The sequence below is a fragment of the Acinetobacter sp. AOR43_HL genome, assembly GCF_027854635.1.
GTDB classification, from domain to species: domain Bacteria; phylum Pseudomonadota; class Gammaproteobacteria; order Pseudomonadales; family Moraxellaceae; genus Acinetobacter; species Acinetobacter pittii.
The window spans coordinates 422,672-437,548 of sequence record NZ_JAKTHX010000029.1 but is presented as its reverse complement, the minus strand read 5'-3'; the positions used below and the strand labels follow the sequence as shown (position 1 = coordinate 437,548).

Sequence of the window (14,877 nt, the reverse complement as noted above, 5' to 3'; positions counted from 1 at the left end):
AATTTAGGGATTGGCTTTACTTATTATTCTTTGTTTATGTGTCAGTAAAGATGTCCAAAACTGTAAATCTCCCTGTGTCATATCGTATAAAAGTTTTCTATCGATTCTTGCTAGTTTTCGGTATGGGCTTTGCCTGTATGGTGTGTTTAAGTCTTGGACTCACTGGAATCTTCCTTTTGAATCTGGACAAAGCTGAGGCTATCTATCTCTCAGCATTTATAGCGATTTTATTTTACGTAGTCTTTGTGATTGTTGGGTTCTGCATTCAATCATTAGTACGACTGACCATTTTATCAATCGCACTATTTGCCCTTTTCTTTATTGTGACACGGACGGTGGGTTATGCATAAAGGTATACGTCAATCTATGGCATGGCTACACTCATGGACTGGCTTAATTTTTGGATGGCTCGTATTTGCCATTTTCTTAATGGGTAGCCTATCTTATTACCGCCACGAAATTAATTTATGGATGCAGCCTGCACTTGCACAATATGAAGTAAAGCAAGATATTGCTATTAAAACAGCATATCAATATTTACAAGAAAACGCTCCAGACGCCAAATCTTGGTATTTAACTGTTGCAACACCAGAAAGTCCCGTCAACACTATATATTGGGAAAAAGCTGACGGCGGTTATGGTAATGCCACACTTGATGCTAACACGGGAAAAGAACTTCAACTTTCGGCAACCCTAGGCGGAGATTTTTTTTACCGTTTCCATTACCAACTTTTTGGCATTCCAATAATAGTTGGGCGATTAGTCGTGTGTCTTGCAGCATTTATTATGCTGATTGCTTTGGTTTCAGGCATTATTACCCATAAAAAAATATTCACTGACTTTTTTACTTTACGTACATTTAAGTCTCAGCGTTCATGGCTAGACTTTCATAATATTTCTTCAGTCGTTGCTCTGCCCTTCTTTTTAACCATTACATTTACAGGCTTAGCTATTTTCTTTTATTTATATCTACCTTGGGGAATGCAAAAACTTTACCCTAAAAACCCTTATCAATATTTTACCGAAATACGTACAAAGACTGTACTTGAGAACCAATCAATTCAGCCTGCTCAAAACTTAGCTATTGAGAAGCTGTTGAGCCAAGTTCAACAAAGTTGGGGCAACCAACCTTTATCAACAATGAGTGTAAAAAATCCAAATACCAATCAAGCTCAAATTACATTTATTCAAAAAGAAGACCGCACTATTACTCGAAATCAGCCTCAAATTACCTTAAATGCTTCAACTGGCAAAGTCTTGGCAGATACACGTAATAATAGTCCTATTGCCACGCTAAATGCGGGTGTTTATGGCCTGCACATGGCAACATTTGCTCAGCCTTTACTTCGTTTAGGATTCTTTTTCTCAGGCATTTTAGGCTGTGTAATGATTGCCTCTGGTTTGTTACTTTGGAGTCTTAAACGCCAAATTCAAAATAAAAGTAGTCAGTTTCATTTCGGACACTATTTAGTTGACCGTTTAAATGTTGCAGCATTTGTAGGATTGCCGTGTGCAACTGTCGCCTACTTAAGCGCTAATCGATTATTTACAGTTACTTCAACCACGATCAATTATGAAATTTATAGCTTTTTCTTGGTTTGGTTAATCAGCTTAATCATTGCTTTCATCACTAAAAAGCAGCATTTGTGGCGAACTCAACTTAGCGTTTTTATTATGCTGTGTCTTGCACTTCCAATCTTAAATCTAATTTATTTACTTAAACATGAGTATGTTCAAAGCCTCAGTGATTATTGGACCTTTGCACGTGTAGATGTATTTTTGTGGATCTTTGCAGCATTAGCTATTTTTATATTCTTCAAAATTCAACCTATTCAGCATAAAGCTGTCGCAAAAATTCAAAAAAAGCTGAATAAATTAAATACTGAGGTGAGCTCATGATTCTTATAGCTTTCATCTTAATTTTATTAGGGATGTATTTGTTGTTTATAGCGAGCGAGAAATATCGATCGCCGAAATCAACAGGTCATTTCAAATCATTAGCTCAAAAATATTACCGATATTTCAAAATAGCTGCATTCATGCTATTTGGTTTATGTGCATTTATTCTTATTCAACAATATAAATTTTCAATTGGTTTTGTCAGTTGGTGGATCTTTGCAACGCCATTAACTTTTATTCTTATACTTTTAATTAACCCACTAAAGTCATTAAAATAATCATTTTCTTTAAAAAATGATGAAAAATAGTACAAGCTAAGCAAAATTTTCGTTGCTTAGCTTTTTTTTGCATAAGTAAATCATTATTCATGACAACTGTTTATCTCTAAAAGGAATAAGATATCTGCGTTTCGTGATAAGTGGCGATAAAGATGTCTGGTGCTTTTGAATTTATCTTAGCGGGTATGTTAGTTGGTTTCTGTGTAGGGATTACAGGAGTTGGTGGTGGATCATTAATGACACCAATTTTAATTAGCCTTTTTAGAATTGAACCTCATATCGCAATTGGTACCGATTTACTTTATGCTGCAATCTCAAAATTTTGTGGATCAATGGTTCACGCTAGAAAACTCAATATTGTCTGGCCAATTGTTTTATGGTTAGCAGTAGGTAGTATTCCTGCATCTTTCGGTACTTCATGGGTACTTGAGCATTATTTAAGCCAGTCAACACACTATAAAGCTGTACTCACCATGGTGTTAGGTTTTATGCTGACCTTAACTGGTGTTTCCATCATTTTCCGTACGCGTATTGAGAAATTCTTTAATAAATTCAGAACTAAAGAAGTCACTCAAACTGAAAATGAGCAGTTGGCAATCCATAAAAAACGTAGCTTTATCGTGATTATGGGCATCATTTTAGGTGTATTCGTAACACTTTCATCAGTTGGTGCGGGTGCATTTGGGATCATGGCACTTGTGATTATGTTCCCGAACTTGCCAATGATCCGAATTATCGGGTCGGATGTTGTACATGCGGTATTACTTACCTTAGTGGCTGGCCTTGGACACATGAGTGCTGGTAACGTCGACTTTACACTTCTGATGTGGTTATTGGTGGGTTCAATTCCAGCAATTATTATTGGAACATTAATTAGCTCTCGTATGCCTGAACGTTTAATCCGAAAAATTCTAGGGATTACCCTATTTGCCCTCGGTGTTAACTTTATGGTTCATCCAGTCAAAGCAAAACCGAAAGCACCTGTGGTACAACAACAAGCAGTAGTTGCCGAAAAAACAGGCAACTCAACTGAAAGATAGTAAAATCAATAGGATTTTTCCAATCTGAAATACCATGAGATGTAGTATTTTCATAATTATTTCATGGTATATTCAGTACACAAAACAACCTTTAGTATGATCGAACCAGTGACAGCAATGACTACACATTCAAATTCCGTTTCAAAGCCAGATATCGACGACGTTAATATTAAAAGCATTCAAACTCTTGTAACACCAAATGAGCTTAAGTCAGAACTTCCTTTATCTGATGTTGCTTCGCAAACTGTTCTAAAAGGCCGCGAAACTATTCGTAATATTTTAGATGGTTCAGATAAACGTTTGTTTGTTGTTATTGGTCCTTGCTCTATTCACGACCCAAAAGCTGCTCACGAATATGCTGATCGCTTAAAAGCGCTAAGCGAAAAGGTTAAAGATACTCTATATCTAGTTATGCGTGTTTATTTTGAAAAACCACGTACAACAATTGGTTGGAAAGGCCTAATCAATGACCCTGATATGAATGACTCATTTAATATCGAAAAAGGTTTACGTATTGGCCGTAAACTCTTGCTTGAGTTGAATGAAAAAGGTTTGCCATGTGCAACTGAAGCACTCGATCCTAACTCTCCACAGTACTACCAAGACTTAATTTCATGGTCTGCAATTGGCGCACGTACAACAGAGAGCCAAACTCACCGTGAAATGTCTTCTGGCTTATCTTCACCAGTTGGTTTTAAAAATGGTACAGACGGTGGCTTAACTGTTGCAACCAATGCGATGCAATCTGTTAAATATGGCCATAGTTTCTTAGGTCTAAATGAAGACGGTCAGGTTTCAATTATTAATACAAATGGTAACCCTTATGCACACGTTGTATTACGTGGTGGTAATGGCAAACCGAACTATGACGCAGGCTCTGTTGCGGAAGCAGAAAATGCTTTAGCAAAAGCAAAAGTGAGCAACAAAATCATGATTGATGCGAGCCATGCTAACTCAAATAAAGACCCGTACTTACAACCGCTTGTTCTTAAAAATATTACTGAACAAATTTTAGATGGTAACAAGTCAATCGTAGGTATTATGGTCGAAAGTCACTTAAAAGGCGGCCGCCAAGATATTCCTGAAAATCTTTGTGACCTTGAATATGGTAAATCAGTAACTGATGGTTGTATCGATTGGGAAACTACTGAAAAGACATTGCTTGAAATGCATGAAGCTTTAAAAAATGTTTTACCAAACCGTTAATTCATCTTTTTACAATTGAAAATTAAGCCCTCATTTTTGAGGGCTTTTTTATTTTTTAATGGAACTCAAAATTAAACTAAATAAAAATAACTCAAAACAAAAGCAAAAAGCAGCACGGTTTCACTAATCTCAATTGCTGCACCAACTGTATCCCCTGTAATACCACCAATGCTTTTTATAAACACATGTCTCAAATAAACGAGACTTATTAAAAAACTAATGATGGCAATAAGCCCTTGCAACTCCCAATACAAAGGTAATAGTAGAACGAACCCAGTAATTATCCATGAAGCAGTTTTGGGTAAATGGTCTGTCAAAGAACGCCCTAAACCTTTTTCACGGACATAGGGTGTAGTTAAAAACAAAATAGATGGCACAATACGTCCAAGGCAAGGAACAAAGACTAAAAATAACGTTTGATGCTGTTCAATCAATACATAAACCAGTGCAAATTTGAGCAAACATATGATAACTAAGCTGAGAACTCCAATTGGGCCACAACTTGGATCCTTCATGATTTGTAAAGTACGCAGCTTGTCACCAAAACCGCCTATCCACGCATCTGCAGTATCCGCTAGCCCATCTAAATGCAATCCACCTGTCAGCCAAATCCATAAAGTGAGTATGATTGTCGTAAGTAAAAGAATGGGTAATTTGGCAAGAAGACAGGCAACAATAAAAAGTATGCCACCAATAATCAGCCCGACCAGCGGATAAAATAAAGTAGCTCGACCATTTTGTTGCGCCGTTGGTATAGTCCTTAACTCAATAGGCAGAACAGTTAAAAATTGCAATGCAATCCAAAAAGGTATCATATCCAAGTCTCTAACTGGTCTATATTTAAAAACAAATTGAATTATGAAGAAATAAAAATGGGAATAGCAATCCCTATTCCCATTAAAGACTTCAAAAACTGAAAATCTATTGCATTTGATAGCACTGTTTCAATTTGATGTAGTCATAGTAAAAACTAGTTGGTGTATAACGTGCATAGTTACATGTAGATTTAAACAAAGTTTCTTTTTCATTATAAAGCATTTTAACCAAAGTAGAGCCTTGGCTATTTTGATAAATATCCCACTGTACATTTGCAGCCATAGGTGAAACTACTTCACCGCGCCATGTGTTTGTTGAGTAATTATAAGTCTGGCGAAGCGGTAAAGGCTGCATCATATTATGTAAATCTAGACTGGTTGCTAGAGGAATAATAATTTCAGCATGGGCAAAACGTAAAACTGCTTTGTATGGTTGGGTTTTATTTACAACCGCATCAACTTGTTGGAACAAGTCCTGTTTGAGTCCTTGGGCAATTTCACTTGTGACTTGATTTGACTCTGTGAAACTTGGACCTTTTTCATAAAAATCATTCGCATCATTAAATTCAGCATAAAATTTTGCAGCATCTAACGGCATATATTTATCAAAATTAATACCTTTCAACTCATCTTTCATGCCGCCCGAAATTGAATAGAGCTCATAAATATAAGCTGCTGCATCTACTGCACTAGCAATCGTATTTTTGCCCTTACCTTTTTCTGTAATTTGCTCACCTTTAGGTGAAGTGACTGTAAAAGATCCAGTGTTGCTAAAACTATAACCTGTTGTACCAAGTTTTTTAATAAAGTCTGCTTTAAAAATCGGGCTGAGCACTGTTTGAGCTGTTTTTTCAGCCTCGGTATTTTTCGATAACTCATCTAACTTTTGTGCTAAATCTTTATTATTTTCTTCAAAATCTTGATAGGCCTGACTAGCATCATAAATTTTTTGTTGGCTAGCACTCAAGGGTTGAGCTAAGTCTTCGTCTGCATTCAAACTATGAAAATAGAGTTTGAAACGATCAACGCCACCATCTTCAACACTTGGCACGCTTTCACTCGATAAATTGGTATAAGACAATGGAACAATTTTATCTTTCAGTGGCGGTCGTTGTTTGATGAGTTCAGCAGTGAAGAATTTTGCGCTATCTACCGCACGATCCACTCCAGAACTTTGTACCAATATAGATGCTTGCGAGTTTAAAAGAGTTGGTAAGCGCTGTAATAAGCGATCGGCAATGCCGCGGTGTTCTAAAATACCAGTCATAGTTTCATTCCCATAACCATACTGGCGGATCCCTTCTACACCATAGCCTAATAAGATATTTGCCTTCATCATAGCTTCTAAATCAGCACCTAATTGCTCACCTAATGGTGTTAAGGCATTTTCTGCTTTTGCCTGTTTCCATAAATTATAAAGTGCCAAATCATATTTCAGACTTGAGAGACCTCTTGAACCGTGACGTGCTACTAGCTCTGTAAAAACTGGCTGGAATCCATTCGGTGTTTGTTCATAGTTTTTTATTTCTTGTTGAGGTTGATAAGGTGTTTTCGTTTGATAATATTTTGATTGGTTTGTAGATGGTGTAGTTTGAGCTCCTTGATCATCATTATCGTTACACGCAACGAGTAATAGTGATGCAGCGAGTATAGTTGTTTTAAATAAAATATTCATAAGCCAAATGTGTGATTAATAAGAAATGCCATTAGCTTAGATAGTAGTAATGACAATTCTATTACACAGGCTAAAATAATATTGTAAAAATAATAACTTACAAGTGTATAAAAATATAAAACTACTATCTTAACTTAAAAGTTATTTGACCATCTGTTTCATAAAATTCGAGTGAATATAATTTTCCGAGCTCTGCTGGCATTTTAAGTAAGTCATCTAGAGGTTGTTGTCTGGCTAAACAAGCCAATAGCTTAATTACACCGCCATGAGTAACAACTAAAGCATGCTGTAAGTTTTGCTTTTGCATATGCTTTAGCAAATCTTGAAAGCCTTTAAGAACCCTTATTTGAAACTGGTTTAATGTTTCTGCGCGAGGTGGACAATATTGACTCGGTTTTTGCCAAAAATTTGCAAGTAATTTGGGTGAGGTTTCATAAATTTGCTGAGTTGAGACGCCTTCCCAATCACCAAAATACATTTCCTTTAAGTCATGATTTAGAAGTAAAGGCAGCTGAGTTGTCTTCGCAAGTTGCTCAGCAAAACAAGCACAACGCTTTAATGATGAACTTATAATGACATCCCATGGCTGATTAGCCACTTGCTCAATGGTTGACTGCATTTGCTGCCAACCTTTTGCTGTTAACTCATCATCTAAATGGCCACGTAAAGTATGGCTATATTGACTTTCGCCATGTCTGAGCAAATCAATTCTAAATTTACCCAATTTTATCCCCGCTTACGGCAGCTTGAGCAAAGGTAGCCATTTGGTTGTGTAATACACATGCCATTTTAACCAATGCCAAAGCAGTGCCAGCACCACTACCTTCACCTAAACGTAAATTCATTTTTAAAATCGGCTCAGCATTGAGTTCTTGTAAAATACGTTGGTGGCCATATTCTGCCGATTGATGGCCAAAAAGCATCCAGTCACGCACTTTAGAATTCATTCGTACTGCGCATAAAGCAGCGACCGAACTAATAAAACCATCCACAATGATAGGTAAGCCCACCTGCGCACAGCGGATATAAGCACCTGTAATTGCCGCAATTTCCAAACCACCTACAACACATAGTGTTTTAAATACATCACCAACAACATGTTTATGATGAAGCTCAATGGCTTTTTCAATTACTTCAATTTTATGTCTTAACTGATCGGCACCAATTCCTGTACCAACTCCGGTTAATTGCTCGGCAGTATCATTTAATAAAAGACATGCTAAGGCAGAAGCAGAACAGGTATTTCCTATACCCATTTCACCAGCAATATAAATATCTGTACCTTTAGCTTTGGCCGTGTCTACACTGTTTTTACCTAACTCTAAAGCAGCACGACATTCATCTGCATTCATTGCAGCTTGTTTGGCAAAATTTGCTGTGCCGGCACGAATACAATGACGTTCAACCCCTGCATATTCATATGCTTCACCAACTGTACCGCAATCAATCACTTGTAAATGAGCTTGATGATATTTGGCAATAACACTAATTGCTGCACCACCAGTCGTGAAGTTTTGTAACATTTGACGGGTAACGGCTTGAGGATATGCAGAGATATTTTCTTCAACCACGCCATGATCGCCAGCAAAAACTGTAATCCATGGATGGTTAATGTGTGGATGCGCATTTGATTGCAAACTAGCAAGTTTTACTGCTATCAGTTCTAGATCACCTAAGGCTCCAGTAGGTTTAGTGAGTTGAAGCTGGTGTTGCTCAGCTTGTTGTTTTGCGTCCACATCAGGTTGCTGTACAGATTGTAACCACCAGTTCATTTTATTTCTCACCTTTTAAAATCATTGGAAAACCAGCCACACAAAACACAACCTTATCTGCAATTTGCCCTAGAGCTTGATGTAGTCTGCCTGCTTCATCGACAAACCGACGACTGATCTCACCGAGTGGTACAACACCAAGACCAGTTTCATTACTTACTAAAATAATTTCTGACTGAAGCGTGGGTAAAATTTTTAACAGCTGCTCACATTCAAATTTCTGAACATTTTGATCTTCTAAAAGTAACAAATTGGTTAGCCAAAGTGTTAAACAATCCACAAGAATAATTTGATTAGGTCTATCAATTTTTTGCAGCATTTTTGATAAATATAAAGGTTCTTCAGCCAAGGACCAGTGAGAAGGACGCTGATTTTGATGATGGGTTATTCGACTTTGCATTTCAGAATCTAGCGCTTGCGCCGTTGCAACATAAGTGACAGCTAATTGCCTGTCTATTGCCGTTTGTTCAGCCAGTCGGCTTTTGCCAGAACGGGCTCCACCCAAAATCAGTTGCAACATGCATCACCTAAAAACAAATGCTGATACGGATATAACTTACCTTGTAAAGTTTGAGCTTGATAATAACCAAATGTTAAATGCTCAACTTTAAGGTCAAATTCAGCCTGTTTATATTGTACAGGTAATTCAGAAATTTTTTGTAAAATCAAATCACTACTATAGTCTGTTTTATACAACCCCAAAGTGATGTGTGGGCAATAATCTAAAGCCGCAATTTCATTAGAAACTAAACCTAACTTTTGGCGTATCTGAAATAAGATATTTTCAGTGTCTCCTATTTCTACAAATAGAGCACTACTAAAGCTATCGATTGAACCAATTTTTAAATGAAACGGAGCAAAATCTTCTTTTTTTAAGATTTCTCTTTGCTGCTCAAATTCACTCAAACTAAAGTCATCACTATAAACTCTGGTTTCGTGGTCTAAAAATCCACATATAAACAGCGTGATATGATATTGACGACTATTGGGTTCTAATAAGAATTCTGAAAAATGCGCGCGCAAGTCATCTAAATAATCAACTATTTTTTGATTATTAATTTCTAAATACCATAAAGCATAATTTTGCCGTCCAAGATGCCACTCAGGATAATCTCGTATAGATGTTGGCACCATGAACGTCGAGGGTTTTAGCAACACAGCTTTAATTCAAAATCATTCAATTCTTGTATTAAAGCATGTTTGCCTTTCAGTTGTAGAGCATAATTAAAAGGATTTAGGCATATTGAGTACGCGCTTTTTCTGAGTTGACAATATTCATGTTTAAAGGCTGTTTGCCTTGTTCAGAAAATAAATATTGAACTAATTGCGTTAACTCAACTTCAAGTTGTGCTTTTTGAGCAGCACTCATATCCAGTTTTTTAACTTGCTCGTGTAAATGTTTAATTGCATTAGTCTCTTCAATTTCTAAAAATTGAATCGCATAGGCATAACCCAAAGCAGCACCTTTTAATAGGTTTTTATAAGGTAAATTATGTGCAATATTTACCTCAATTGATGCGATTACTCTTTCATTATGAGTTAACTTGCGAAGTGGATCTCTTGCTACTCGTTGACAAGGGTCTTTAAATGCATATTCACATGAGTCTAGAAAGCTTTGTGCCATGCGGTCCAGATCTTTTGCATAATTAGGTAATACAATTGCAAGCCCTTGCTTTACTTCCCTAATTAAATTCTCTGCAAACGCTTTAACTGAATGATCCCCCATTGCGACGCCAATAGAATCATAACCTAGTAAAGATGCATACCAAGCAAGCATGGCATGCACGCCATTCCATAGTCGGTTTTTGATTAATTGAATGTCTGTAATCTGATTAACCAAGACAACTTGACGCAACTTTTCGAGTAAAGGGCTGCCTTTTTCTACATAAATTGGCATATCCGTTTCGCTATGAAACAGAATTAGATCCATGCTTTGTAATATATGGCCTGGCTGAAAATTACGGCGCATGTTATCAACATATAAAGATGCCTGATTTTGCTGATCTTGAGTCAATTTATTACAGTCTTCAATTTCGATTTGTTCCTCGTTTTCCACATCTTCTAAATGCTGTTCAAGAAAATTATGCTTAATACGAAGTTGGCGATATAAATTTTGATTAGATAGCTTTGAAACCATGCGGTTTACAACGGTGTCGCAAAAGTAATGTTCTTTTAAAATATGCTCAGTCACATCTTCATCGTTGGTCAATTCTAGTAGAGCTTCTCTAAGATGTTTCATAACTAAATATTTCGCACCGACTTTATTTAAAATAATTAGAAAAGTTAACGGCTCAATACATGTTTCAAGTGATGAGTTAAAACGTGCATATAGCCCTTTTGCAATTATTTTTGCCTCAACTTCGATGGCCTGTTCGGGTAAACACAGTGCGATCAAACTTGAATGGGTATACATCTCCAACATTTGTTGTTCGTTGTCAGAATCAACAATGGTCATATTCTCAATACGTTCATCATAAGAAAATTGCCCATAGCGAATGCTATATGTTCCAAATGCATTTACGGCTTCTCGAAAAAGACTATTACGTGTTGAAGCAATAATTCTTTTTGGTTTTGTGTACCCATCCCAATGTGACAAGATTTGCGCTACATAACCACCGCCAATAGCACCGAAACCATGTATTCCCACTGTCAGTTGATTCAGACTTTGCGGAAAAGGTTCCTGCATTTCTGGCATGTCCATAACAGGGATAAATTGGTCGAGATCGGTTAAAAAGTCATACATCTGATCATAATAAAAATGTGCTTTTTCCAGCATTTCGTCATTTGGTTCTTTAATATCTTTTAATAAAATCGTTAAACCTTTTGAAGTATGAGCTGAAGTTAAACCATTTTCAGAATCTTCAAACATAAGACACTGGTTAGCGTCCAAGTGAAGTTGACTAGCAGCTTTTAAAAAGATTTCTGGATGTGGCTTTCCTTGCTCTACTTCATCACCACAGGTAATCACATCAAAAAATTTATAAACATTCGCATTAATTAAATATTCTTCGGCAATTGCCCTACGGCTTGAAGTCGCAACAGCCATTCTTAAACCAGATTTTCGTAAACGTTCTAAAACCTGAACTAAACCCTTTTTGATAGGTACGCCGTGTTTTCGAATATATTCGAGTTCCATCTCATCAGCTTTTTTTCGAATTTCTTTATATGGAACATTTACGCCATATAGACGTTGAGCCAGTTGCTCAGCAGTAGTTGCACTTAAGCCTAAACATTGCATTAAATATTCGTGTGAAAACTCCTGTCCAATGAGTTCTTGAGATGCCTGTTGCAATGTTTGAAACCGTAATCGCTCAGTGTCAAACATTGTCCCATCCATATCGAAGATAGCTCCGTGAACAGGTTTTCCATGAAAAATAAGCACGTTTTTACCTCTTTTTTTGATCATGTTTTATTCAGGGTATACAAAAAAATCGCTAAAAAGGTAGGATGTTAATAAATGAAACATTAGTGGTTATTTTTTAATCAAAAACATACTCGAACTGTTACTGTATAGAGTTAAATGTCCAAAAGAGTTGAAATGTATAAATAACTATGAAATGAACTTTAACTACAAAAGCAGTAGGCCATCCTCGCCTACTGCTTTTGGTTAGTTCTTTTTGTTGCGCTGATAATGTTTATTTTTCTTTGTTCCATTTACCGCTAGTTGAACCTGCCTATTTTTATAATATCCTGCAGGCGCTCACATACCAGAAATCAACTCATCTTTTTCAACATCATTATTATTGGAGTCTCTGGTATAACTTTAAATCGCCTAAAACTTAGCATTAAAGTAGTAGACGTTAAACTTAATTACTAGAATATTCCTCAACTTTCAATATAGATAATGATAATCATTTACATTTAATAATGCAAGTTTATTTTATTATTTTTTTAATTTATTAAGGAATACCTATGATTTATAGATATTCCCTATCTCACTTCATATTAATAATTAAATGTATAACTGAGGCCGTAAGTACGTCCTTCAGCTGGTATACTTTCTACAAGACCATATACTTTTTCTGCTTGTTGACTATAGACAGTTCGATAGTCTCTATTCCAAACATTATATACACCAAAATCTATACGTCCTTTCCAAGCTGGAAAATGAGCCAAAACATCCATCGTGCTATAGCCCGTAATTTTTACAGCTGAAAGTGAACCATCTTTTACTGCTTCATTTGTACCTTTTATAGCAAGAATTTGCATACGAGCACCATATCCTTCATCACTGTTCCACTCGGCAAAAACAGTACCTTTGATTGGTGAAACTTGAAAAGCATTCAACTCTTTCCATTTACCATCCGTATCTTTATATTGACCTCGCGTATAACCCAGTGTTCCCCCAACTTTAAACTCTTCCATAAATGGGTAGGTCGCCGTTAGTTCAGCACCATATACACGTTGGTCTTTGTCCATAACCTCAGCAACAGTTTCTTTATTACTGTTCTTGTAGAATTGAACAACTTTATCTGAGGTATTATAGAAACCCGTTATACCTAGATTTAGGCTTTGCTCCCCTTGTAAACGCCAGCCTAGTTCATAGCTGTTTACACTAATAGGTTGAATATTCGCTGTTGAGATATTAAATGCATCACGCATCATCCGTTGTACATCTGGAAAGCTAAAACCTTGAGAGAAATTAGCAAATATTTGCTGCTCATCTGTTAATTTATATATCGCTCCCAAATTGAATAAAACAGCATCGTCATTTACAGATCCGCTTGGCTGTATGCCATTTTTAGTCGAGTACTGTTCTGTTTCAGCTTTGATATATTGGTAACGAGTACCAGCCTGGACATTCATACGGTCTGTTAAAGCGTAATCACCTTGTATAAAAATGCCAGCACTTTGAATTGTTGTATTTGGACCGGCATCGGAAGTTTTACCTGTAGGTTTATAGGTCAAACCTGTATTAAACGCTGTGAAATGCTCATAATGTTGATGATCTTTTTCATGTTCATAATCTAAACCATAAGTTAGATTAAGATCACGATTCATAATATTTAAATCACTTTGTACTGTTGAACGCAGACCAGCCACTTCGATTTCAGATTGAGATTGCTTTGCTTCTGTACCTTCCCCTCCTAAAAAGACTGGAAAGAAACGAGCATCTTCTTTACGGTAATATCCTTCTAAATTTAAGACCTGACCTAAAATATCTTTATTTTGGTATTGAGTGTTGAATGCATAGCGCTCTGTAAAAGGCTGATTAGATATTTCTAAACCCTTTTTCCCAATATATGAGTTAGGCGCTCCTCCATAAATATAATTTTTCCCATAATCAGGACCATAATTCGTATCTTGTTCATCCTTATAATACTGTGCACCCAAACTTAGTGATTGGTTATCAGTTAAATCTATATTTATACGACTATTAATATCAATTGTATCAGTATCAGGACGGCTACCTTGCATAGGTGCTATAGCAATACGATCACCATGGCTATCGAACTGAGATCCGCGACTAGTGAAATTAGCCCCTAAGAAACCATTTATATTATCTTTATTAAATGAAATAGATTGGCCAATATCATAAGCTAGACTATCACTTCGAAATGTATCGGAAGACGTAATACCAAGTTTAGTTTCAAAACTTACTGGTTTAGTCGAATCAGCACGTTTCGTAATAATATTAATAATCCCGCCGGTAGAACCTGATCCATAAATACTTGTAGCTCCTGAAAGAACTTCAATACGTTCAATCATGCCTGGACTAATACTATTTAGCTGCCGAGCAACATCGCGTGAGCCATTTTGTGATACACCGTCAATCATAATCATGACATCACGACCACGCATTGTTTGCCCATAGTTGGTAGTCGTTCCACTACTCACCCCAAGTGATGGAACCAACTGAGCCAGAATATCGGCAATTTTTCGTCCAGCAGTTGCCTGTTGTTCAATTTGCTGCTTTTCAATCGTTTGAACTGTGCCGGCAATTTCAGCAATATTTTTGGGCGTCCTTGTCGCCGTCACTATAATTTTTTGCAATTGAGCTACAGGCTTTTGTGTCGGTTGATTATTAAGGATTTCCTTTTCAATATTTGTATTTGCATAAACCTGCTGCGCAAATATTGCTGCTAGAGCAATACAACAAGGTTTTAATTTAAAATACCGTGATTCTGCACACATCAGATGATTTGAGTTAGCCCCAACCTTTTTGTATTGATTCATTTTCCCTTTCTCCAA

14 protein-coding genes are annotated in these 14,877 nt (G+C 36.6%); 5 read left to right on the top strand and 9 right to left on the bottom strand.

Features of this window, described 5'->3' with window-relative positions; genetic code table 11:
* Positions 1-50 precede the first annotated feature (50 nt).
* Genes MKL33_RS13945 through MKL33_RS13935 form a run of 3 tightly spaced genes read left to right on the top strand, consistent with a single transcriptional unit; the run spans position 51 to position 2,177 of the window.
* Positions 51-350, top strand: a complete 300-nt coding sequence (locus MKL33_RS13945) for a hypothetical protein (protein WP_039761356.1) — start codon at positions 51-53, stop codon at positions 348-350.
* Complete coding sequence (locus MKL33_RS13940) at positions 343-1,899, top strand: PepSY-associated TM helix domain-containing protein (protein ID WP_270907160.1); 1,557 nt, start codon at positions 343-345, stop codon at positions 1,897-1,899. The genes MKL33_RS13945 and MKL33_RS13940 overlap by 8 nt, the downstream gene beginning before the upstream one ends.
* Positions 1,896-2,177 carry a DUF1634 domain-containing protein gene (locus MKL33_RS13935; protein WP_069035696.1) on the top strand — a complete coding sequence of 94 codons (282 nt, stop codon included), beginning with the start codon at positions 1,896-1,898 and terminating at the stop codon, positions 2,175-2,177. The genes MKL33_RS13940 and MKL33_RS13935 overlap by 4 nt, the downstream gene beginning before the upstream one ends.
* Here MKL33_RS13935 and MKL33_RS13930 read toward each other — a convergent pair.
* Entirely contained in the window at positions 2,152-2,268 is a 117-nt protein-coding gene (locus tag MKL33_RS13930) for a hypothetical protein (protein ID WP_002122212.1), read from the bottom strand. The genes MKL33_RS13935 and MKL33_RS13930 overlap by 26 nt on opposite strands.
* 61 nt (positions 2,269-2,329) lie before the next feature.
* On the opposite strand from MKL33_RS13930, the gene MKL33_RS13925 reads away from it, so the two are divergent.
* Together MKL33_RS13925 and MKL33_RS13920 are read left to right on the top strand one after the other, a co-directional pair.
* Positions 2,330-3,217, top strand: a complete 888-nt coding sequence (locus MKL33_RS13925; protein WP_032052162.1) for a sulfite exporter TauE/SafE family protein — start codon at positions 2,330-2,332, stop codon at positions 3,215-3,217.
* Positions 3,218-3,313: 96 nt separating this feature from the next.
* A complete protein-coding gene (locus tag MKL33_RS13920; RefSeq protein WP_078220773.1) occupies positions 3,314-4,423 on the top strand; it encodes a 3-deoxy-7-phosphoheptulonate synthase in 1,110 nt (369 codons plus the stop codon).
* Between the two features lie 71 nt (positions 4,424-4,494).
* Here MKL33_RS13920 and MKL33_RS13915 read toward each other — a convergent pair whose 3' ends face one another.
* The 8 genes from MKL33_RS13915 to MKL33_RS13880 form a co-directional block, all read right to left on the bottom strand.
* Complete coding sequence (locus MKL33_RS13915; RefSeq protein WP_060465704.1) at positions 4,495-5,238, bottom strand: adenosylcobinamide-GDP ribazoletransferase; 744 nt, start codon at positions 5,236-5,238, stop codon at positions 4,495-4,497.
* A gap of 106 nt (positions 5,239-5,344) precedes the next feature.
* Entirely contained in the window at positions 5,345-6,913 is a 1,569-nt protein-coding gene (locus MKL33_RS13910) for a histidine-type phosphatase (RefSeq protein WP_060465705.1), read from the bottom strand.
* Positions 6,914-7,037: 124 nt separating this feature from the next.
* Entirely contained in the window at positions 7,038-7,637 is a 600-nt protein-coding gene (locus MKL33_RS13905; protein ID WP_060465706.1) for a histidine phosphatase family protein, read from the bottom strand.
* Positions 7,630-8,685, bottom strand: a complete 1,056-nt coding sequence (cobT, locus tag MKL33_RS13900; protein ID WP_270907159.1) for a nicotinate-nucleotide--dimethylbenzimidazole phosphoribosyltransferase — start codon at positions 8,683-8,685, stop codon at positions 7,630-7,632. The genes MKL33_RS13905 and cobT overlap by 8 nt, the downstream gene beginning before the upstream one ends.
* A gap of 1 nt (position 8,686) precedes the next feature.
* Positions 8,687-9,205, bottom strand: coding sequence for a bifunctional adenosylcobinamide kinase/adenosylcobinamide-phosphate guanylyltransferase (cobU, locus tag MKL33_RS13895; RefSeq protein WP_060465708.1), 519 nt, complete (start codon positions 9,203-9,205; stop codon positions 8,687-8,689).
* Positions 9,193-9,819 carry a 2'-5' RNA ligase family protein gene (locus tag MKL33_RS13890; protein ID WP_060465709.1) on the bottom strand — a complete coding sequence of 209 codons (627 nt, stop codon included), beginning with the start codon at positions 9,817-9,819 and terminating at the stop codon, positions 9,193-9,195. The genes cobU and MKL33_RS13890 overlap by 13 nt, the downstream gene beginning before the upstream one ends.
* A 100-nt stretch (positions 9,820-9,919) precedes the next feature.
* Positions 9,920-12,067: a bifunctional mannitol-1-phosphate dehydrogenase/phosphatase gene (gene mtlD, locus MKL33_RS13885; protein ID WP_060465796.1), complete on the bottom strand. Its 2,148-nt coding sequence runs from the start codon at positions 12,065-12,067 to the stop codon at positions 9,920-9,922.
* Between the two features lie 563 nt (positions 12,068-12,630).
* Positions 12,631-14,862, bottom strand: a complete 2,232-nt coding sequence (locus MKL33_RS13880; protein WP_270907158.1) for a TonB-dependent receptor — start codon at positions 14,860-14,862, stop codon at positions 12,631-12,633.
* Positions 14,863-14,877 lie beyond the last annotated feature (15 nt).

Excerpts from the sequence above, each read along its gene's own strand:
- MKL33_RS13945 (WP_039761356.1), top strand. The coding sequence starts at position 51 with ATGTCCAAAACTGTAAATCTCCCTGTGTCATATCGTATAAAAGTTTTC.
- MKL33_RS13940 (WP_270907160.1), top strand. The coding sequence starts at position 343 with ATGCATAAAGGTATACGTCAATCTATGGCATGGCTACACTCATGGACT.
- MKL33_RS13935 (WP_069035696.1), top strand. The coding sequence starts at position 1,896 with ATGATTCTTATAGCTTTCATCTTAATTTTATTAGGGATGTATTTGTTG.
- MKL33_RS13930 (WP_002122212.1), bottom strand. The coding sequence starts at position 2,268 with ATGAATAATGATTTACTTATGCAAAAAAAAGCTAAGCAACGAAAATTT.
- MKL33_RS13925 (WP_032052162.1), top strand. The coding sequence starts at position 2,330 with ATGTCTGGTGCTTTTGAATTTATCTTAGCGGGTATGTTAGTTGGTTTC.
- MKL33_RS13920 (WP_078220773.1), top strand. The coding sequence starts at position 3,314 with ATGATCGAACCAGTGACAGCAATGACTACACATTCAAATTCCGTTTCA.
- MKL33_RS13915 (WP_060465704.1), bottom strand. The coding sequence starts at position 5,238 with ATGATACCTTTTTGGATTGCATTGCAATTTTTAACTGTTCTGCCTATT.
- MKL33_RS13910 (WP_060465705.1), bottom strand. The coding sequence starts at position 6,913 with ATGAATATTTTATTTAAAACAACTATACTCGCTGCATCACTATTACTC.
- cobT (WP_270907159.1), bottom strand. The coding sequence starts at position 8,685 with ATGAACTGGTGGTTACAATCTGTACAGCAACCTGATGTGGACGCAAAA.
- cobU (WP_060465708.1), bottom strand. The coding sequence starts at position 9,205 with ATGTTGCAACTGATTTTGGGTGGAGCCCGTTCTGGCAAAAGCCGACTG.
- MKL33_RS13890 (WP_060465709.1), bottom strand. The coding sequence starts at position 9,819 with ATGGTGCCAACATCTATACGAGATTATCCTGAGTGGCATCTTGGACGG.
- MKL33_RS13880 (WP_270907158.1), bottom strand. The coding sequence starts at position 14,862 with ATGAATCAATACAAAAAGGTTGGGGCTAACTCAAATCATCTGATGTGT.